General features: G+C 66.8%; 15 protein-coding genes. 5 read left to right on the forward strand and 10 right to left on the reverse strand.

All coding sequences use genetic code 11. The annotated features are described in order from the left end of the window. Positions 1 to 3: 3 nt before the first annotated feature. From E5A73_RS05845 to E5A73_RS05860, 4 genes are read right to left on the reverse strand one after another with little or no spacing between them, the layout of a single operon-like run. Positions 4 to 2,088: a tetratricopeptide repeat protein gene (locus tag E5A73_RS05845; RefSeq protein ID WP_135962857.1), complete on the reverse strand. Its 2,085-nt coding sequence runs from the start codon at positions 2,086 to 2,088 to the stop codon at positions 4 to 6. Next, positions 2,072 to 3,424 carry a PEP-CTERM-box response regulator transcription factor gene (prsR, locus tag E5A73_RS05850; protein WP_135962858.1) on the reverse strand — a complete coding sequence of 451 codons (1,353 nt, stop codon included), beginning with the start codon at positions 3,422 to 3,424 and terminating at the stop codon, positions 2,072 to 2,074. Before prsR ends, E5A73_RS05845 begins: the two co-directional genes overlap by 17 nt. Continuing rightward, the gene (gene prsK, locus E5A73_RS05855; RefSeq protein ID WP_135962859.1) at positions 3,421 to 5,478 is read right to left on the reverse strand and encodes an XrtA/PEP-CTERM system histidine kinase PrsK; all 2,058 of its coding nucleotides are present in this window, start codon (positions 5,476 to 5,478) and stop codon (positions 3,421 to 3,423) included. The genes prsR and prsK overlap by 4 nt, the downstream gene beginning before the upstream one ends. After that, positions 5,478 to 6,866 carry a TIGR03013 family XrtA/PEP-CTERM system glycosyltransferase gene (locus tag E5A73_RS05860; RefSeq protein WP_135962860.1) on the reverse strand — a complete coding sequence of 463 codons (1,389 nt, stop codon included), beginning with the start codon at positions 6,864 to 6,866 and terminating at the stop codon, positions 5,478 to 5,480. The genes prsK and E5A73_RS05860 overlap by 1 nt, the downstream gene beginning before the upstream one ends. Before the next feature lie 167 nt (positions 6,867 to 7,033). Between E5A73_RS05860 and E5A73_RS05865 the strand changes: the two genes are divergently transcribed. Continuing rightward, positions 7,034 to 8,089, forward strand: a complete 1,056-nt coding sequence (locus E5A73_RS05865) for a mannose-1-phosphate guanylyltransferase/mannose-6-phosphate isomerase (protein WP_135962861.1) — start codon at positions 7,034 to 7,036, stop codon at positions 8,087 to 8,089. A 31-nt stretch (positions 8,090 to 8,120) separates the two neighbouring features. On the opposite strand, the gene pepF is transcribed toward E5A73_RS05865, so the two are convergent. The 5 genes from pepF to E5A73_RS05890 form a co-directional block, all read right to left on the reverse strand. Beyond that, a complete protein-coding gene (pepF, locus tag E5A73_RS05870; protein WP_135962862.1) occupies positions 8,121 to 9,986 on the reverse strand; it encodes an oligoendopeptidase F in 1,866 nt (621 codons plus the stop codon). 457 nt (positions 9,987 to 10,443) lie between these two features. Then, positions 10,444 to 12,087 carry a chaperonin GroEL gene (gene groL / locus E5A73_RS05875; protein WP_135962863.1) on the reverse strand — a complete coding sequence of 548 codons (1,644 nt, stop codon included), beginning with the start codon at positions 12,085 to 12,087 and terminating at the stop codon, positions 10,444 to 10,446. Positions 12,088 to 12,195: 108 nt separating this feature from the next. Beyond that, the gene (groES, locus tag E5A73_RS05880) at positions 12,196 to 12,483 is read right to left on the reverse strand and encodes a co-chaperone GroES (protein ID WP_100283424.1); all 288 of its coding nucleotides are present in this window, start codon (positions 12,481 to 12,483) and stop codon (positions 12,196 to 12,198) included. Positions 12,484 to 12,626: 143 nt separating this feature from the next. Beyond that, positions 12,627 to 13,109 carry a YrhA family protein gene (locus tag E5A73_RS05885; protein WP_206366393.1) on the reverse strand — a complete coding sequence of 161 codons (483 nt, stop codon included), beginning with the start codon at positions 13,107 to 13,109 and terminating at the stop codon, positions 12,627 to 12,629. A gap of 8 nt (positions 13,110 to 13,117) precedes the next feature. Then, on the reverse strand, positions 13,118 to 14,302 hold the full coding sequence (locus E5A73_RS05890) for an HNH endonuclease (protein ID WP_135962865.1): 1,185 nt from the start codon (positions 14,300 to 14,302) through the stop codon (positions 13,118 to 13,120). Between the two features lie 138 nt (positions 14,303 to 14,440). Between E5A73_RS05890 and E5A73_RS05895 the strand changes: the two genes are divergently transcribed. The 3 genes from E5A73_RS05895 (at position 14,441) to E5A73_RS05905 (ending at position 17,772) form a co-directional block, all read left to right on the forward strand. Then, positions 14,441 to 15,232 (forward strand): DUF2189 domain-containing protein, encoded by a 792-nt coding sequence (locus E5A73_RS05895; RefSeq protein ID WP_135962866.1) that lies wholly within the window; start codon positions 14,441 to 14,443, stop codon positions 15,230 to 15,232. A gap of 90 nt (positions 15,233 to 15,322) precedes the next feature. After that, a complete protein-coding gene (gene sppA / locus E5A73_RS05900; protein WP_135962867.1) occupies positions 15,323 to 17,215 on the forward strand; it encodes a signal peptide peptidase SppA in 1,893 nt (630 codons plus the stop codon). After that, positions 17,212 to 17,772: a GNAT family N-acetyltransferase gene (locus E5A73_RS05905; RefSeq protein ID WP_135962868.1), complete on the forward strand. Its 561-nt coding sequence runs from the start codon at positions 17,212 to 17,214 to the stop codon at positions 17,770 to 17,772. Before sppA ends, E5A73_RS05905 begins: the two co-directional genes overlap by 4 nt. A 103-nt stretch (positions 17,773 to 17,875) precedes the next feature. Here the strand turns inward: E5A73_RS05905 and E5A73_RS05910 are convergent, their stop codons facing one another. Further along, positions 17,876 to 19,102: a threonine synthase gene (locus tag E5A73_RS05910; protein ID WP_135962869.1), complete on the reverse strand. Its 1,227-nt coding sequence runs from the start codon at positions 19,100 to 19,102 to the stop codon at positions 17,876 to 17,878. A 70-nt stretch (positions 19,103 to 19,172) separates the two neighbouring features. On the opposite strand from E5A73_RS05910, the gene E5A73_RS05915 reads away from it, so the two are divergent. Next, on the forward strand, positions 19,173 to 20,267 hold the full coding sequence (locus E5A73_RS05915) for a chemotaxis protein CheB (RefSeq protein WP_135962870.1): 1,095 nt from the start codon (positions 19,173 to 19,175) through the stop codon (positions 20,265 to 20,267). Positions 20,268 to 20,332: the final 65 nt, after the last annotated feature.

Genomic DNA, 20,332 nt, shown 5'->3' on the forward strand with positions numbered 1-20,332 from the left:
CGGTCAGCTTTGCTCCGCCAGCTTGGTCGCGGCGGCCCGGTCGGTAAAGCGCGGATCCGCCAGCGCGGCCTTGGCCTGCCGGCGGGCCTCGGCCGCGCGGCCCAGATCGGCATAGATCTGGGCAAGGTGCCAGCGCAGCCCGGCATGGTGCGGCGCGAGCACCACGGCCTTTTGCAGCAGCTCGACCGCCGCCTGTACATCGCCATTCCGGTAGAGCGCCCAGCCGTAGGCGTCGGCGGTTACCGGATTGGCAGGCGCGAGCGCATAGGCTGCCTCGCCGAACTCCGCGGCGGTGTCGAACGCGTCGGCGCCTGAATAGGCGACGGCAAGATTGGCGTTGAGTGCGGCGTCGCCATCGCCGATCCGTGCACGCAGCAGTTCGAGCGTGTCGATTGCGGCATCGTAATCGCCCGCCGCGAGCTGCCAGCCGCCCGACAGGCGCAGTGCGGCAACATTGACCGGGTTTTGCGACAGGAAGAGCGCGAGAACATTGGCCGCATCCGCCCGACGGTCAGCGCGGTCGAGCGCTTCGATCAGCCGAAGCATTGTCGATTCGTCGAATCGCAGATCGGCGGCGCTGCGATAGGCGCCGGCGGCGTCGCCGAAGCGGTTCATCAGCATCAGCGCATCGCCGACCAGCAGATGCGCCGCGGGCGCGCCGGGGTGACGCGCGACGAGGCCCTGCGCCCTGGCGAGCGCACCGGCCTTGTCGCCCTGGCCGATCAGTCCGCGGATCAGCGGGATCAACGCCGCGGGATCGTCGGGGCGCTGATCGGCATCGGCGGCGAGCACGCCGGCGCTGTCGTCGGTGGAGAAGGCGCCGGCCTGGCCTTGCGACGGCCACGCCGCGCGATCGAGCAACTGCGCCGCGGCGGCAGGGTCACCGATGCGCTCCAAGCCGCGCGCCGCGAGGATGAGCGAATAGCTGTCGGCATCGCCGCGCGCGATCACCGGGCGAAGCAGGTCGATTGCGTTGCGAGCCGAATCGGTGCGCAGCAGCGCGATCGCGAGCAATTTGCGTGCCGCGAGGTTCATCGGCTGGTTGGCGACGAGCGGCTTGAGTTTCTCCATCGCCTGCTCGTAATCGGCGCCCTCGATGTCGAGCGCGCCGCCGAGCAGCATCGCGGCAGGGAGCGCGCTGATCCCCGATCCGGCACGGGCGATCAGGTCGCGGGCGAGATCGGCATTGCCGGCCCGCGCGGCGATCACTGCCTGCAGATACAGCGCCTGCGCGCTGCCCGGTCGCACCGCCAGCGCACGGCGCGTCGCGGCGAGCGAGTCGAGCGCCCGCCCCGCGTCGCCGAGAGTCGCGGCATATTCGATCAGCGCGCCATAGTCGTTGGGGTCGCGCGCCAATGCCGCTTCGAACCAAGGCAAAGCCGCGACCAGCCCGAACTGGCTGCGCACCATCTCGCCGCGCAGCACCAGTGCGTCGAGATTGCCGCCGTCCAGCCTGACTGCCTGTTCGGAGGCCCGGATCGCGCCGAGCACGTCGCCGGCATTGAGCTTGAGCCGTCCGGCATCGGCCCACAAATCGGCATCGCGCGGCGCGATGCGAACCGCTTCGTCCACCGCGGCGAATGCCTCGGGCCCTTTGCCGAGCGCGGCGAGTGCGCGCGCGCGAATGCGCAGCGCATAGGCACGGTTCTGCGGGGCGGCCTTGGCGGCGGCGGCAAGCGCTTTCTCTTGGTCGCCTTGGAGCAGGAATGCATGCGCGCGCAGATGCATTATCTGCCCCGGCTTGTAGCCCGCCTCGATCGCACGCTGCAGCTCGGCATCGGCGCCGACGCCGTCGTCGAGCGCCAGCATCGTGCGTGCCAGCATCAGATGCGCCTGGGCGTTGCCCGGATCGGCGCGGACCGCGGCGAGTGCCTGCGCGCGTGCGGCCGTGGCATTGTCCGCGTCGAGCAGCTTGCCGCTTTGCTCGACCGCCTGTTGCGCCGCGGCCGGATCGAGCCGGGCAGGGGCCAGCGTCCACCACGCCGCGAGCACCAGCGCGAAGGCGCCGATCGCGGCGCCGATCACGATCAGGCGGCGGAGGCCGGGCTTGCGGCGGGCGGAGCGGGAGCGCTTACGGCTGGAGGTCATAGGCCTTCATCAGATCGTAGAGGGTCGGGCGGCTGATCCCGAGCAGCCTTGCGGTGCCCGAGATATTGCCTTCGGCGCGGGCGAGCGCGTGGCGGATCGCCTTGCGATCGGCCAGTTCACGCGCGGCCTTGAGGTTGATCGGGATCGGGTCGGCCTTGTCGGCAAGGTCGAGATCGGCGGCGCTGACCATCTTGCCCTCGGCCATGATCGTCGCGCGCTTCACCCGGTTCTCGAGCTCGCGGACATTGCCCGGCCAGCTCCACGCATCGATCGCGGCCAGCGCGTCGGGGGCGAAGCTCTTCGCCCCGGTCTGCATCGCCGCGGCATATTTGGTCAGGAAGTGGCGCGCGAGCAGCCCGGCGTCGCCGGGACGCTCGGCGAGGCTCGGAATCCGGATCACGATCTCGGCGAGCCGGTAATAAAGGTCCTCGCGGAAGCGCCCATCGGCGACCATCGCGTCGAGGTCCTGGTGCGTCGCGCAGACCACGCGGGTGTCGACGGCGATCGGCTTGCGGCTGCCGATCCGCTCGATCACGCGCTCCTGCAGGAAGCGCAGCAATTTGACCTGGAGCGGCAGCGGCACGTCGCCGATCTCGTCGAGGAACAGGGTGCCGCCCTGGGCGAGCTCTATCTTGCCCTCGGTGGTCTTCACCGCGCCGGTGAACGCGCCTTTCTCGTGCCCGAACAATTCGCTCTCGAGCAAGGTCTCGGGGATCGCCGCGCAGTTGATCGCGACGAACGCATGCTTCTTGCGCGGGGATGCGTCGTGCACGCCGCGCGCGAGCAGCTCCTTGCCCGTCCCGCTGGCACCGAGCAGCATCACCGAGACATCGGCACCGGCGACGCGCTCGATCGTGCGGGTGACCTTGAGCATCTCGGGCGCGCCGGTGATCATGCCCCCCAGCACCGCGCCGGCTTCGGCGCGCTCGGCGAGCCGGCGGTTCTCCGCTTCCAGCGCGTGCACGTGGAAGGCGCGCGCGACGATCAGCCCCAGCGCGTCGATGTCGATCGGCTTCTGGTAGAAATCCCACGCGCCGAGCGAGATCGCCTTGAGCATCGACTCATGCGCGCCGTGCCCCGAAGCGACGATCACCTTGGTGTCCGGACGTAGCTGGAGGATCGTCTCGAGCGTCGCGAATCCCTCGCTGGTGCCGTCGGGATCGGGCGGCAGGCCCAGGTCGAGCGTCACGACTTGCGGCTCCTCCGCGCGGATCACGGTGACCGCCTCGTCGCGATTGGCCGCGGTGTGGATCTCATAGCCCTCATAGGCCCAGCGCAGCTGGCGCTGCAGCCCGGCATCGTCCTCGACGATCAGCAGCTTCTTGAGATCGGTCATGCCGCGCGCTCCCGCGGCAGATCGGCGGCGTGCGCAGCCTTGAGGATGACGCGGAACCGCGTGCCTTCGCCTTCGCGCGACGCGACTTCTATCCGCCCGTCCATCGCCGCAGCGAGCTGGCGCGCCTCGAACGCGCCGATGCCGAACCCGCCGGGCTTGGACGAGACGAACGGCTTGAACAATTTGTCGCGCACGAAGGCGGGGGACATGCCGCAGCCCTGGTCAATCACGTCGATCGTCACGTTGACGCCGTCCGCGCCGATCGCGAGCGCGACGGGCGCGTCCGCCGGGCTGGCGTCGATCGCATTCTGGACTAGATGATTGAGCAACTGCTCCAGCCCTGCCGGATCGGCATGCGCCACGGCGCTGCGCGTGCCGCTCACGGTAACCGGGTGCTGGCGTTGCCGGGGGCTCGCGACGCGCTGAACCAACTCGAACGCCGCCACTGCATGCGGCGTTTCGCTGCGTCCGCGATGATGCTGCGAAAGCCGGGCGAGCAGTGCGTTCATTCGCTCCGCCGAATCCTGGAGCGTCGCGATCATGTCGGCGCGGAACTCCGGCTTGTCGGCGTGGCGCTCGGCGTTGCGCGCAGTGAGAGTCAATTGGCTCACCAGGTTCTTGATGTCGTGTAGGATAAAGGCGAAGCGCCGGTTGAATTCGTCGAAGCGCTGGGCGTCGGCCAGCGCCTCTTGGGCGCGGGCCTCGGCGAGGTAGCTTGCCACCTGCCGGCCGGCGACCTTGAGCAGGTCGAAATCCTCCCAGTCGAGCGCGCGGTCGAGCGGCGGGCGGGCGAGCAGGATCGCGCCGGCAAGGCTTCCCATGTGCGGCAGCGGCACGATCGCCCAGGCTTCCGCGGCGTCGAGCATCCAGCGCGGCACCGCGGTGGCATCCTCGGAGTGCGGATCCTGGCGGGCGCGATCGAGCTCGATGATGCGCCCAGTGCCGGCGAGATGCGCGGCAAGCGCGGAATCCCCGGCGATCGGCAGCTGGCTGCGATCCCAGTTCCAGCTGGCGCCAGCCTCGAGGCCCGATTCCTCGAGCACCAGCAGCAACCCCGCTGGGGATTCGGTCAGATCGGCGATTGCCTTGACGATGCGTTCGTCGAGCGGCGCGGTGCCGTCGGGCGCGCCGAGCGTGTCGGTGAAGCGCATCCATTCGGCGCGATAGTCATAGCGGTGGCGAAAGAAATGCTTGGCGAGCTTGACCTTGGCCCAGGCACGCAGCCAGCCATTGGAGACCAGCGTGAGGATCGCCGCAGTCGAGCCGAGCACGAACGCAGTCTGGAACAAGCGCGCGTTGCTGCCGCCGATCGTCGCCAGCGCGCTGGTGGCGAGCGCCAGCAAGGCGAAATAGGCGCCGATCGCGACGAGCGACAGCGACTGATAGGCGACCGCGCGCGAGACCTGAACGTTGAGCTGGCCCCTGCGCTGGAGCGCGGTGACCATCGCCAATGCGACTGCAACCGCTGCGACGCCGCGCGCCGCGATCGATTGCAGATGCGGCTGCGCGCCGAGATATTCGGTGCAGAACAAGGCGAAATCGGCGAACCATAATCCGGCCAGCGCAGCCAGAATCCAGCGCAGCCCGCCGCCGGCCGGTGGATTGAGCGCGGAATATAGCGCCTGCATCAGCACCAGGGCCGCGACCGCGACCAGCATGCGGAGCAGCAGCACTGCGCTTTCGATCGGCTCCGCCGCCTCGGGGTTGCCGACGTTCGCCGCGACGTGGAGGACCATCGCGGCGAGGCTGACCAGCGCCACCACGCCATAGACGGTGCCGAGCGCCAGCGGCGGACGGACATTGGCATCGCGCCGATGCAGCGTGACCATGAAGCCTAGCCAGCCGAGGTTGCGTAGCGTCTCGAAGAGGCGCGTCACCATCTCGCCTGCGCCGATTCCCGCCACTGCGAGTGCCCATAGCGCCGTCAGTGCCAGCGCCGCGCCGAGTGGCCGGCGGGGCAGCCCGCCTGCCGACGCGCGTATCGTCCAGACGGTCAGGCCGCCGAACAGCAGCGCCGCGAAGGCATGACTCCACAGGATCAACGTCGCGGTCATCAGCGCGCGCCTTCTGGGAACAGCACGACGCGGATCGTCTGGAGCAGGATCAGCAGGTCGAGGAACGGCGAATAGTTCTTGGCGTAGAACAAGTCATATTCGAGCTTCTGGCGGCTATCCTCGATCGAGGCGCCATACGGATAATTGATCTGCGCCCAGCCGGTGATGCCGGGTTTCACCATGTGGCGCTCGGCATAATAAGGCAGCTTCTGCTCGAGATCCTCGACGAATTGCGGCCGCTCGGGGCGCGGGCCGACGAAGCTCATCTCGCCTTTGAGCACGCTCCAGCATTGCGGCAGCTCGTCGACGCGGATCTTGCGGATAATCCGGCCGATCCGGGTAATCCGCGGATCGTCCTTCTCGGCCCACACCGCCTGACCCCCGATTTCGGCATCCTGGCGCATCGAGCGCAATTTGATGACGTCGAAGCCCACGCCATACAGGCCGACACGGCGCTGGCGATAGAATGCCGGGCCCTTGCTCTCGAACCGGATAGCAACTGCGGTGACCAGCACCAGCGGCAGCGTCAGGACCAGCAGGATCGAGCTCGCGCCGATGTCGAACAGCCGCTTGAACGCGCTCGACACCATTCGCCCCGACGAGAAGCCGTCGGAGAAGATCAGCCAGCTGGGATTGACGCTGTCGAGATCGACTCGTCCCGTCTCACGCTCAAGGAAGGTCGAGGTGTCGTTGACATGGACCCCAGTGGTCTTGATCCGCAGCAGATCCTTGAGCGGCAGCGCGTTGCGCCGCTCCTCGAGCGCGAGCACGACTTCGCTGGCGTTGAGCAATTCGACATGGTCGGCGAGATTGTAGATCGCGTCGCGCGCGATCGCTTCGGGGATGACGCGGTTGGCCTCGCTCATCGCGACATAGCCGACCACCGCGAAGCCGGCACCGGGTGCCTTGGACAATGTCTTGAGGCGCGCGGCACGCGGGCCGGCGCCGAGCACGACGATGCGCCGCTTGAACGCCTGGCTGCCGAGCGTCTTACCGAGCAGGATGCGCAGGAAGATCAGCAGCACGACCGACATGCCCATCGCGTAGAGCAGGTTCGAGCGCCAGAAACTGATCTCGGGGATCATGAAATAGAGCACGCTCAGGCCGATCACCCCCAGCGAGATCGCGACGATCAGCCGCGCCATGGCGTAGCGCAGCGACTGGAGCGCATCGGCGCCGTAGACGCCCACCGCGATCATCGCCACTTCGATGAACGCCATGTAGCTGAGCAATTGCGGCGCGCGCTCGACCATCGGCGTGGCGCCCATGCCCAACTGATGCGCGCGCAGGATCCAGCCGAGCTCGCCCGCCACCACCAGCAGGATGATGTCGAGCAGGCCGAGCAGCAGCACGGCATTGGGCACGTAATGCTTGAACAAGCGGATCATGGCATCCGCAGCACTAGAGGCTAAGTGTAAACAAATCCGACATGCAGCGATCGCCTCACGAAGATACGCCGAGTCCGCCGGTCCGACGCAACCGTTTCGCCTCCACATCGTTTCAATCCGCGGGGCAACTACCTATATTCCAAGCCTGAAACAGGGAGCCGTTCGCAATGCCGGAAGCCAAGCCGATCATTCCCGTAATACTCTCGGGAGGATCGGGAACCCGGCTGTGGCCCTTGTCGCGTCCGGAGCTGCCCAAGCAGCTGCTGCCGCTGACCGCCGAGGAGACGATGCTGCAGCTGACGGCGCGGCGGACCGGCGGCGAGCGCTTCGCCGCGCCGATCGTCGTCGCCAACGCGCTGCATGCCGATCAGGTCGAGGCACAGCTGGCCGAGGCGGGGGCCGTCCCGCAGGCACTGGTGCTCGAGCCGATCGGGCGCAACACCGCGCCGGCAATCGCACTGGCAGCGATCGCGGCGGGCGGCGGCAGCGATCCGATCCTGGTGATGCCGTCGGATCATGTGATTGCCGATGTCGAGGCGTTCCACGCCGCGATCCATGCGGCGCTGCCGCTCGTCCAGGAAGGGTGGCTGGTCACCTTCGGGATCACCCCGGATGCCCCTGAGACCGGCTATGGCTGGATCAAGGTCGGCGAGCAGCTTGGCGGGCGCGTCCACCGAGTCGAGCATTTCGTCGAGAAGCCGCCGCTCGACAAGGCGCAGGCGATGCTCGCGGCCGGCAATTATGCCTGGAACGGAGGCATCTTCCTGTTCCGCGCCGACATGTATCTGGGCGCGCTGAGCGTCTATGCCCCCGAGATGCTGGTGGCGACGCAGCAGGCGATGGAGCGCGCCCGGCGCGAGGGCATTCGGATCTGGCCCGAGGCCGAAGCCTTTGCGCGCTCGCCGTCGGACTCGATCGATTATGCGGTGATGGAGAAAGCGCCGCGGGTAGCGGTCGTCCCCGTCGCGATGGGCTGGAGCGACGTGGGCAGCTGGGACGCGCTGCATGCGATCAGCGAGGCCGACGGCGATGGCAATGTCCACCGCGGCGACGTGATCGCGATCGAAACCGCGAACTGCCTGGTGCGCAGCGAGGCCGGCAAGCGTGTCGCGCTGGTCGGGGTCCGCGACCTGATCGTGGTGGCGGTCGGCGACGACGTGATCGTGCTGCCCCGCGGACGCAGCCAGGAAGTGAAGAAGATCATCGAGGCGATGAAGCGGTGACGCGACGCGCGCGGCCTATGAACGGCGGACTCTAGGCGAGCAGCGCCTCGGCCTGATCGAGCGTGTCCTTCATTGCCGCGACCAGTGCCTGATACGGCGCGGGCGACGCCATATCGAGCCCGGCGCGCTTGAGGATGTCGACCGGGTAGTCCGACCCACCGGCCTTGAGCACCGAGAGGTAGTTGTCGCGCTCCTTGGCGCCGCCCTTGAGGATCGCCTGGGCGAAGTAGGTCGCGGCGGCGATGCAGGTGGCGTATTGGTAGACGTAGAAGCTGTTGTAGAAATGTGGAATGAACGCCCACTCGTTGCCATAGACCGGGTCGAGGCGCACGTTGGGGCCGTGATAGCGCTTGAGCAGGTCGAAATAGACCTCGGTGAACTTGCTTCCCGACAGGCCTTCGCCCGCCTCGGCCAGATCGTGCGCCTTCAGCTCGAACTCGGCGAACATCGTCTGGCGATAGAAGGTGCCGCGGAAATTCTCCATCTGCTGGCCGAGATAGAAGAGCTTCTCCTCCTTCGATTTGGCGTTCCTGAGCATATGGGCGACGAGCAGTTGCTCGTTGAGCGTCGAGGCGATCTCGGCGAGGAAGATCGGATAATCGGCTTTCTCGAAGGGCTGCGCGGCGTTGGCGAGCAGCGAATGGAGCGCATGGCCCCATTCGTGCGCATAGGTGCTCAGCCCGTCATATTTCTCGGAGAGGTTGAGCAGCAGATACGGGTGCACTTCATAGGCGCCGGGGTTCATATAGGCGCCGGGGCTCTTGCCCGGGCGCGGCCACGGATCCATCCACTTGCCCGCGGTCGCCCTGGCGATGCGCGCTTGATAATCGGGCCCGAGCGGCTTTACGGCCTCGAGCGTCAGCGTGCGCATCTGATCGAGATTGAACGGCCGCTCGAGTGACACCAGGGGCGGATAGATGTCGTAATAAGCGATGTCGGGCAGCTTGAGCATCCGCCGGCGCAGCTCGAAATAGCGATGGAGCTCGGGCAGGCCCTTGTTCGCCTCCGCCACCAGCGTGCGATAGACCGCCTCGGGAACGTTGTTCCCCGAAAGCGCTGCGGCCAGCGAAGTCGGGTATTTGCGCGCCTTGGCGTAGAAGATGTCGCTCTTGACCTTGGCGTTGTAGGTCGCGCCGAACGAATTCCGGAACTTGCCGTGCGTGGCCCAGAAGGCGTCGAACACCGCCTTGCGGTCGGCGCGGTTGGGCGCGTCGCGGTTGAGCGTATAGCCCTGGCTGTCGAGCCGGACTTGCTTGCCGTCGGAAAGCTCGATCGTCGGCCAGGGAATGTCCGACGAGCGCAACTGACCCGCGATTTCTCCCGGCGCCTGGAGCGGCGCACCGGCGCCGGCGAGGATCGACTCGCCTTCCGACGAGAGCGTGTGTTCGGCCTGGCGCACGATATTGGCGAGGTAGAAGTCGAAGCGCGTCTTGAGCGCCGGGTTGGCGGCGATGAAGCCTTCGACCTTCGGCTTGCCGACTGCGAGGATCTCCGGGGCGAACCAGGCAGTGGCTTCGCCGAACGCGGTGTAGAGATCGGTCGCCTGCGCCTGCTTCTCCTGCCAGGCGGCGACGCGCACGTCTTCGTCGCTCTTGAGGGCGACATAGGTGTAGATCCGACCGATCGTCTTGCCGAGATCCGATTGGAGGGCCAGGGCCTCGGCGAGCAATGCGGCGCTGTCGCCAAGCCGGCCCCTATATTTGGCGATGGCCGGCAGCGCCGCGAGCGCGCGCTTGCGCGCTTCGTCCCAGGCCGCATCGGTCGGATAAATCTCGGTCAGATCCCATGCCGGACCAGCGGCCGATGGCGCGGCGTTCTGCGCCCATGCGGGCAAGGCAGTGGCAAGGCTGGCGATCGCGCCGGCAGCCAGCGCATCGCGGCGGGACAATTCGGTCATTCAAGGCTTCCCCGAAGAAGCGCCGCCGGGCTCGGCGCGCAATTGAAGCCGGCAATCTGTCGCGCTTTTCCCGCCAAAGAAAGCGCTTTGTTGATCTAGGAGGCTAACACACCTTTCGTGCATCGCGATACTCGGCCCGCGAGATCACGATCCAGTCGCGCTTGGCGCGGCGCCGCATCGGCGTACCGCAAAACCGGCATTTGCTCACGTAGCGATCCTCCTCGCCTGCACGTGCAATGTGTTTCTCCGAACGCTCATGCTTTCCGCTGAAGCAGCGCAGCCGCCCCACAATCCAACTGAACACCTATGCGGTCCCTCATTTCATTTTAAGCGGTCGTTCCCCAATCCGGCTCGCAAGGTCAAGGCCATGGACCGTCTTGGTTGCAAAGTTCGTCGCAAACAGCAGAAGGGCCGGGGGTCGCCCCCCGGCCCTTCGCATGTCAGTGAAGCGAAGGACTTAGAAGTCCATGCCGCCCATGCCGCCCATGCCGCCGCCGCCCATGGGCATGGCGGGCTTGTCGTCCGGCAGCTCGCTCACCGCCGCTTCGGTGGTGATGAGCAGACCGGCGACCGAGGCTGCGTTCTGCAGCGCGGTGCGAACGACCTTGGTCGGATCGATCACGCCAGCGGTGACGAGATTCTCATAGGTGTCGGTCGAGGCGTTGAAGCCGAACGACGTGTCCGACTGGTCGAGCAGCTTGCCCGAGACGACCGCGCCGTCATGGCCGGCGTTCGCCGCGATCTGGCGAACCAGCGCAGTCAGCGACTTGCGGACGATGTCCACACCGCGGGTCTGGTCCTCGTTGACGCCCTTGAGGCCGTCGAGCGCCTTGGTCGCATACAGCAGAGCCGTGCCGCCGCCGGGGACGATGCCTTCTTCGACGGCTGCGCGGGTTGCGTGCAGCGCGTCGTCGACGCGGTCCTTGCGCTCCTTGACTTCGACTTCCGAAGCACCGCCGACCTTGATCACGGCAACGCCGCCGGCGAGCTTGGCGAGACGCTCCTGGAGCTTCTCCCGGTCGTAATCGCTGGTGGTGTTCTCGATCTGCTGGCGGATCGCATCGGTGCGGCCCTTGATCGCGTCATGCTCACCCGCACCGTCGACGATGATGGTGTTGTCCTTGTCGATCGACACGCGCTTGGCGGTGCCGAGCATGCTGAGCGTCACGGTCTCGAGCTTGATGCCGAGATCTTCCGAGATCACTTCGCCCTTGGTCAGGACAGCGATGTCCTCGAGCATCGCCTTGCGGCGATCGCCGAAGCCCGGCGCCTTGACCGCTGCGACCTTGAGGCCGCCGCGCAGCTTGTTGACGACGAGCGTGGCCAGAGCCTCGCCTTCGATGTCCTCGGCGATGATCAGCAGCGGGCGGCCCGACTGGACGACTGCCTCGAGGATCGGAAGCATCGCCTGCAGGTTCGACAGCTTCTTCTCGTGGATCAGGATGTACGGATCGGCGAGCTCGACCGTCATCTTCTCCGGATTGGTGATGAAGTACGGCGAGAGATAGCCGCGGTCGAACTGCATGCCTTCGACGACGTCGAGCTCGAAATCGAGACCCTTGGCTTCCTCGACGGTGATCACGCCTTCCTTGCCGACCTTCTCCATCGCTTCGGCGATCTTCTCGCCGACGACGGTGTCGCCATTGGCCGAGATGATGCCGACCTGGGCGATCTCGTTGGTGCCCGAAACCGGCTTCGAGCGCGCCTTGATGTCCTCGACGACCTTGATGACCGCGAGATCGATGCCGCGCTTGAGGTCCATCGGGTTCATGCCGGCGGCGACCGACTTCATGCCCTCGCGAACGATCGCCTGGGCGAGCACGGTAGCGGTGGTGGTGCCGTCACCGGCAACGTCGTTGGTCTTCGAAGCGACTTCGCGGACCATCTGCGCGCCCATGTTCTCGAACTTGTCCTTGAGTTCGATTTCCTTGGCGACGGTGACGCCGTCCTTGGTGATGCGGGGCGCACCGAACGACTTGTCGATCACGACGTTGCGGCCCTTGGGGCCCAAGGTGACCTTGACTGCGTCGGCGAGGATGTCGACGCCGCGCAGAATGCGCTCACGCGCGTCGCGGCTGAACTTTACGTCTTTGGCTGCCATGTTGGCTATTCCTTACTGGTTCGTGCTCCTGCGAAAGCAGGAGCCCAGGGTGCTGGATACGTGGCTCTAGGCTCCTGCTTTCGCAGGAGCACAGGCGGGGGTCGGTTGTTAGCCCAGGATCCCGAGGATGTCGGATTCCTTCATGATGAGGAGATCCTCACCATTGACCTTGACCTCGGTGCCCGACCATTTGCCGAACAGGATGCGGTCGCCGGCCTTGACGTCGAGCGGGGTCACCTTGCCGTCTTCGGCCTTGGTGCCGGTGCCGACGGAGACGACTTCGCCTTCCTGTGGCTTTTCCTTGGCGGTATCGGGAATGATGATCCCGCCGGCGGTCTTCTCTTCGGCTTCGACACGACGGACGAGCACGCGGTCATGCAACGGACGAAAGCTCATTGCGCTGCGATCCTCTAATGGTTTGAAACAGGGTTTAGCACTCACTTGAGGCGAGTGCTAACGCAGCCGGATATGCGCAGGCAGATGGGATTCGTCAACGGGCTTGCGGCGGAATCTTTCGTGCGCCGGTCAGAGCGAGGCGTTCAGCCGCGTGTGGCGAGCAGGGCCTGGATGGCCACGCCGACACTGGGAAAGGTCTGGTTGACGTCGCTCGACACCTTGTCGCGGAGCACCGGTCCGGAGCCGTCGAGGTTGACCGTGAACAAGTCGATGTCGGTTTCGCCGAGCACCAGCCACGTCTCGTGCCCCGGGCCCTGCCGCCACAGCCGGTTGGCCGCGACCAGGCCTTGCCAGAAGCCGGCGGGGCCGGGGTTCGCTTCGCTCTGCCAGCTGCCATAGAGGACGAGCCCGTCGAAATCGACGCCGTCGGAGCGGCGGAGCAAAGCGGCATAGTCTTCGGGCAAGGTCGCGCCGAACTCGCGCTGGAGCGCCGCGCGCAGCGCAGCGATCCGCGCTTCGTCGGCGCCCGCCTGGACCGTCTCGCCGACCGCCACTTGCGCGTCGCGCGCCGCTACAATCACTGCGTCCATGCCATCGTCTCCGGCCATCAGCGTTTCAGAGTCCATTCAGTCGATCACGGTGCGGGAGGATAGACGAAGCCGCGGGGGATCGGGAAGTCCACCTGGCGGCTCTGTCCGACGCCGAGATCGCCGACCAGCGTGCGCTGGGCGTTGGTGAGCGCGATATGGTGCGGATCGTTGCGGATCAGCACGAGATTGTCGAAGCTGTTGGTGCCGCCGTCGTCGAGCGGCAGCTTGTGATGAACCTGCCAGCCCTGCGGAACCCGGCCCGACGCGATGCGATCGATCGCCGTCTGATCCAGCCCGGCGCGGCGCAACGCGTCGACCTTGGCGGGATCGCCGGCGAGGTCGCGCAGGAAATCGCCACGCACGGTCGAGTCGAAATCGCGGCGGAGCGCTGCATATTCGACGCGGTCGCGCTTCACATAATTGACGGAGACCGAGTCGACACCGCGCAGCTCGACGCCCTGGCCGCGCACGGTGCCCTGATAAATGCCCTCGTCGGCCTGTCGCGTGCTCGCGCCGAAGAACTCGTCGAGCTGGCCCTTCATCCGGTTGATCGCATCGCGGGCGCTGCCGGGGAGCGCATCGATCGCGCCCTGCGGGATCGCGTCGACTGCGTTCTTGACCTGGCGTAAGGCGGGTTCGAGCGCGCCGCGCAGCGCCGGATTGGCGACGACCGCGCCGATCGACTCGCTGATCGTCTCGGCCCATTTGCCGACCTTGCCTGCCTTGGCCGCGTCGCCGAGATAGGGAATGATCCCGGCGGCGGAGAGCACGCCGTTGAGCGCGTGACCGCCCGCGCCGCCAAAATCGCCCGAGAAAAGCGAGCCGATCGCGCGGCCTGCCGAGATGATCGTGTTGCTGCCGTCGGAGATCGGCGTCGGTTCGATGATCCCGGTGATGTCGAGCGCGAGCTGGGTGAGATCGAGCCCGAGCGTGACCGGATCGGGGCCGGCGTCGTTCGCCGGAGCCGGCGCACTTCCGCCTTCGAGCGTGCGGGCGAGCTCGCCGCGTTCGACCGGGGTCAGGTTGCGGTCGATCTCGGCTTCGACCCAGCCGGCGGATTGTGGATTCTCTTGCCGCACGCGCGCGACGCTGGCTGCGAGGCCCTGCACATCGACGCCGCCGCCGGGCAGGCGGTTCGCGCTAAGGGCGAGCTGGGCCTGCGTCGCGAGCTGCGGCGAGGGCGGCCCGATCGGGTTGTCGGCACCGGTGGAGCGGGCGGGATCGACCATGTGGGCCTCCGTGGCTTGTGCTTCTTCATTAGCCGGAGGCGATTGGGGTGGCTGTAATCGATTCGGTTACGGCCACGTTGCCGCGGGGCTGCAACAGGCGTACATTCGCCGCCACCGGGGACATCGAAGGAGCGCGTCATGACTGTCGCTCGTATCGCCGCTGTCGAGCGCCCTGCGGAGGCGTTCGAAGTCCGCACCATCGCTGTCGCCGATCTGCGCGACTCGCTTCGCCAGGGCTGGGCGGATTTCCTCGAACATCGCGGCGACCTGCTCTTTGTCGGGATCATCTATCCGCTGGTCGGTTTCGCCGTCGCGGCGGTGGCGCTGCAGGACTCGCTGATACCGCTGTTCTTCCCGCTCGCGGCCGGCGTCGGCCTGATGGGCCCCGCAGTGGCGGGCGGCTTCTACGAGCTGGCGCGGCGACGCGAGCAGGGCCTCGAATCGGGCTGGTCGCATTTCTTCGACGTCGTCCGGCGTCCGTCGTTCGACGCGTTCTTCGCGGTGGCGGCGCTGCTGCTGGTGCTGTTCTTCGCGTGGCTGACGGTCGCTGCCGGACTCTATGTCGCATTGATCGGAGTGACGCCGCCCGAAAGCCTGGGTGCATTCGCGACGCGCCTGTTCACCACGCCCGAAGGCTGGGCGCTGATCGTGTTCGGCAATCTCGCCGGGCTGGTGTTCTCGGCGGCGGTGCTGACGGTAAGCGTCGTGGCGATGCCGATGCTGGTCGACAAGGATGTCGATGCGCGCACCGCGATCCACGTGTCGCGGATGGCGGTCGCGGCGAACAAGGGAGCGATGCTGCGCTGGGGCATCACCGTCGCGGCGCTGCTGGTGCTGGGCTCGATCCCGTTCTTTGTCGGGCTGGCAGTGGTGCTGCCGGTGCTCGGCTATGCGACCTGGCATCTGTATACGCGGCTGGTGGTGCGCTGAACCGGCCTGTATTGGAGCCATAATACACGGGCCGTTTACTCGTCTTGCGCCATCCGGTAGCAGGAGGGCGCAATCGAGGAGCGGCGCAAGGTGAAACTGGTTCGAGGCGCGTGGAAAATTCTGGTCGGGATCAAGGATTTCCTCGTCCTTGTCCTCATGCTTCTGTTCTTCGCGGGGCTGTTCACCGCGCTGTCGTACAAGCCCAACAAGGCGGCGATCCACGATGGCGCACTGGTCGTCGCGCTCGACGGGACGATCGTCGAGCAGCCCGAGGAGGCCGATCCGTTCGCCGGGTTCGGCGGCGGCGAAGTGACCAAGCAGCATCGGCTGCGCGATGTGGTGCGCGCGCTCGACACCGCACGGACGGACACGCGGGTGAAGGTCGTAGTGCTCGATCTCGATCGCTTCATGGGCGGCTATCCGGCAGCGGTCTCCGAAGTCGCCGCGGCAGTGGGCAAGGTCCGCGCGAGCGGCAAGCCGGTCCTCGCTTACGCGACCGGCTATACCGATCGGGGCTATGTGCTCGCGGCGAACGCCAGCGAAGTATGGGTCAATCCGCAGGGCGGCACGTTGTTCGCCGGGCCGGGCGGCACGCAGCTTTATTACAAGGGGCTGATGGACAAGCTCGGCGTCAATGCGCACGTCTACAAGGTCGGCAAGTTCAAGTCGGCGGTCGAGCCCTATATCCGCAGCGACATGTCGCCGGAGGCGCGTGCGGCCAATGATGCGCTCTACGGCGCGCTGTTCACCCAGTGGCGTGAGGCCGTCGCCAAGGCGCGGCCCAAGGCGCGGGTCGCGGATTATCTGGCGCAGCCCGACGCAGTGGTGGTCGGCGCGGGTGGCGATATCGCGGCGTCGAACCTCGCCTACGGACTGGTCGACAAGGTCGGCGACCGGCTCGCTTTCGGCAAGCGCGTCGCCGAGATCGCCGGCACGCCTGCGGGCAAGCCGGCGGGGAGCTTCAAGGCGATCAAGCTGGCCGACTGGATCCAGGCCAATCCGGCGCCGACCGGCGGTGACGCGATCGGCGTGATCACCGTCGCGGGCGAGATCGTCGACGGCAAGGCCGGGCCGGGCCATGCCGGCGGCGACAGCGTCAGCGCGCTGCTGCTCAAGGGGCTCGCCGAGAAGAAATTGAAGGCTCTGGTGGTCCGGGTCGATTCGCCGGGCGGATCGGCGATGGCTTCGGAGCAGATCCGCCAGGCGATCCTGCAGGCCAAGGCGCAGGGGCTGCCGGTGGTGGTGTCGATGGGCAGCCTCGCGGCGAGCGGCGGCTATTGGGTGTCGACCGCGGGCAACACGATCTTCGCCGAGCCCGACACGATCACCGGATCGATCGGCATTTTCGGGGTGCTGCCGTCGTTCGAGAACAGCCTCGCCAAGATCGGCGTGACCACCGACGGCGTGCGCACGACGCCGCTCAGTGGTCAGCCCGACGTGATGGGCGGGATCAACCCGGTGACCGACCGCATTCTCCAGTCGGCGATCGAGGCGGGCTATGGCCGCTTCGTCAATCTGGTCGCGCAGTCGCGCAAGCTGACGCCGCAGCGCGTCGACGAGATCGGCCAGGGCCGGGTGTGGATCGGCGGGGTGGCGCACCAGCTCAAGCTGATCGACCGTTTCGGCGGGATAGACGATGCCATCGCCGAGGCGGCGCGGCAGGCGAAGCTCGATCCCGGCAAGGTCAACGCCGTATATCTCGAAAAGGAGCCGAGCGCCTGGATGCAGTTCGCGGAGTCGGTGATGGGCGGCGACAAGGATGACGACGACTGGGCCGACCAGCCCGCCGGCGCCGATCTGTTCGCGCGGATCGCGAGCGAGCGGCGCGCGCTGCTCGGCCAGGCGCTGGGCGATGCGCGGCGGCTGGCGCTGGGCGGATCGGTGCAGGCGCGCTGCCTCGAATGCGTCGCGATCGGGCCGCCGGTGGTGCGCGCGGAGGACCGCAGCCTGCTCGACCTGCTGATCGCGAGGATCGGGCTGTGATCGCGATCCGCCCGGCAACGCCCGAGGACGCCCCATCGATTGCGGCGATCTATGCGCCGCACGTGCTGACCGGCACCGCGTCGTTCGAAATCGAGCCGCCCGACGCACGCGCGATGCGCACGCGGATGGCGGCGAGCGACGGGCTCTATCCGTGGATGGTCGCGACGACCGGCGATCCCGACGGCGGGGTGATCGGCTATGCCTTTGCGAGCAAGTTCCGCGATCGTCCGGCCTATCGCTATGTCTGCGAGACGTCGATCTATCTGACCGACGCGTCGAGCGGCTCTGGGGTCGGGCGGCTGCTCTACGAGGCGCTGATCGATACCTTGCGCGCGCAGGGCTTCGTCCACGCGATCGGGGCGATCACTTTGCCGAACGACCGCTCGATCAAGCTCCACGAAGCGACCGGCTTCCGCCGCGCCGGGGTGTATCGCGAAGTCGGGTTCAAGCACGGCCAGTGGATCGATGTCGGTTTCTGGCAATGCGTGCTCAACGACCCCGCCGTGCCGCCGGTGGAGCCGAAGAAGTTCAGCGACGTGGGCGTGGTGCGGGGCTAGGGCGTATCGACGAGGAGGCGCTGGGCGATCGGCCTCGCGAAAGCAGGACCCAGAGTCTCAAGCGGGCCTCCCGTAATCCTGGGCTCCCGCTTTTGCAGGGGCATTAGAGCTCCGCCCAGTCTACTGGCGCATGCCGATCCAGCCACCGCGACGCATCTGCCAGCGGATATTTCAGCCCCGTCGCGCAATTGAACAGCACGACCTTCTCCTCGGCATCGACCAGCCCCGTCGCCAGCGCATCGCGATACGCCGCCAAGGTCGCGCCTCCCTCCGGGCACAGCAGCAGCCCGTCGCGTCGCGCGCTATCGTCCGCTGCCGCGATCAAGGCCGCGTCGCTCACTGCCAGCGCCTTGCCCCCGCTCGCGCGCACTGCGTCGAGGATAAGAAAATCGCCCACCGCCTGCGGCACGCGGATCCCCGCCGCCACGGTATGCGCGCCTTCCCAGCGGGTGGCGTGCCGCTCGCCGGTCTCGAACGCGCGGACGATCGGCGCGCAGCCCTCGGCCTGCACCGCATACATCCGCGGGCGCCTCGAGCCGATCCAGCCGAGCGCTTCCATCTCGTCGAACGCCTTCCACATCCCGATCAGTCCGGTGCCGCCGCCGGTGGGGTAGAAGATCGCATCGGGCAATTCCCAGCCGAACTGCTCGGCGAGCTCGAGCCCCATCGTCTTCTTGCCTTCGATCCGATACGGCTCCTTGAGCGTCGACAAGTCGAACCAGCCGCGTGCCTCCTTGCCTGCGCCGACGATCTTGCCGCAATCGTCGATCAGCCCGTTGACGCGGTAGACCCGCGCGCCCTGCGCCGCGATCTCGCGGACGTTGATCTCGGGCGTATCGTCGGGGCAGAAGATCACCGCCTCGATCCCTGCACGTGCGGCATAGGCCGCCGCCGCCGCGCCGGCATTGCCGTTGGTCGGCATCGCGATCGTGGTGACGCCCAGCTCCTTCGCCATGGCGATCGCCATCACGAGGCCGCGCGCCTTGAACGATCCCGTAGGCAGCCGCCCCTCGTCCTTGACCCAGACATTGCCCGGTTCCTTGTCGAGCGGCACGATCGGAGTCGCACTCTCGCCGAGGCTGACGATGTTGCGGGTGTGCCGCACCGGCAGCAGCTCGCGGTATTTCCAAAGATCCGCCGGCCGGGCCGCCAGCGTCTCCCGGGCAAGCGCGCCGCGGACTCCCGCCAGATCGTAGCGCACCAGCAGCGGGCGACCGACTCGCGACAGCCCGTGCAGCCGGTCGGCTTCGTAGCGCTCTCCGGTCATCGCGCATTCGAGATGGCTGACGAAGGTCGGCCGATCGGCGGTGAGGTTTTCGTCGTGGGGCATATCGTGCAATCCTATCTCGAAGCGACGCAGCTGCTCCTGCAACCGTAGCGAATGCGCAAGCGCGTACGCGATGCGCTATCGAAGGGAACCAGATCGATGCCCGGCGCTGGCCCGGCAAGGAGGAACCGGTGATGCTGGCGAATGTTGTCCGCTAGTGAAACAAGAGCCGTCCGTAATATTGATCGGTGCGTCGGCCGGTGGGGTTGAAGCCTTGCGCACCCTCGTCGGCGCATTGCCTGCAGATCTTTCGGCGGCGTTGTTCATCGTTCTTCATATCGGCAGCCACAAAAGCGAGTTGCCCTGGCTGCTCGGCAGTTTGGACGGACTGCCGGCAAGCCACGCGATCGATGGCGAATTGTTCGAGCCTGGTCATATATACATAGCGCCGCCCGACCATCACATGGTGATCGAGCCGGGCCGGATTTCGCTTACCAAGGGGCCACGCGAGAATTGGGCGCGTCCGGCGATCGACCCGCTCTTTCGCAGCGCGGCCTCGGTTTATGGCGCTAACACGATCGGAGTCATCCTGACCGGCGCGTTGAACGACGGCACCGCGGGACTGTATGAAGTTGCGCAGGCAGGCGGCGTGACGATCGTCCAGGATCCTGTCGAGGCAGTCAATCCGAGCATGCCGCGCAGCGCGCTTGCCTATGTCGCGGTCGATCATTGCCTTCCGCTGGCCGGCATCGCCGAGATGTTGACGAGGCTCGTCCGGGCGAGGACGACGGACGCGCCCCAAGCCGTTTTCGAAATACCTCAGGAACAGCCACAGGAGGACGCGATGGCTGCCGAGTTCACCCAGAACATTCCGGTCGCCGTCACGTGCCCCGATTGCGGCGGCGCGCTTCGGCGCAAAGAGCTGGGAACACTGACGCAGTTCGCCTGCCATATCGGCCATATCTACACCGCCGAAGTGATGCTGGCAGCGCAGTTCCTCACGCTCGAGCGCTCGATCGAGACGGCGATGCGCTCGCTGGACGAGCGCGCGGAACTTTGCCGCCAGATGGCCGAAAAGGCGCGCCCGGACGACCTGGACCATGTCGAGACCTCGTGGGGAGCGGCGATGCGCCAGGCGCACGAACGCGCCGAGCCGCTGCGCGATATACTTACGCGCGAGTGGATCCACCCCGATGGGATCGGGGTGATCTCGGACACCAGTTCATGACGCGGCGCTCAATTAATCTCCTAACTGCAATATCATATCTATTTCTTGGCGGCGCGCTAATCTAA

Origin of the sequence: Sphingomonas gei, from assembly GCF_004792685.1 — a bacterium.
GTDB classification, from domain to species: Bacteria; Pseudomonadota; Alphaproteobacteria; order Sphingomonadales; family Sphingomonadaceae; genus Sphingomonas; species Sphingomonas gei.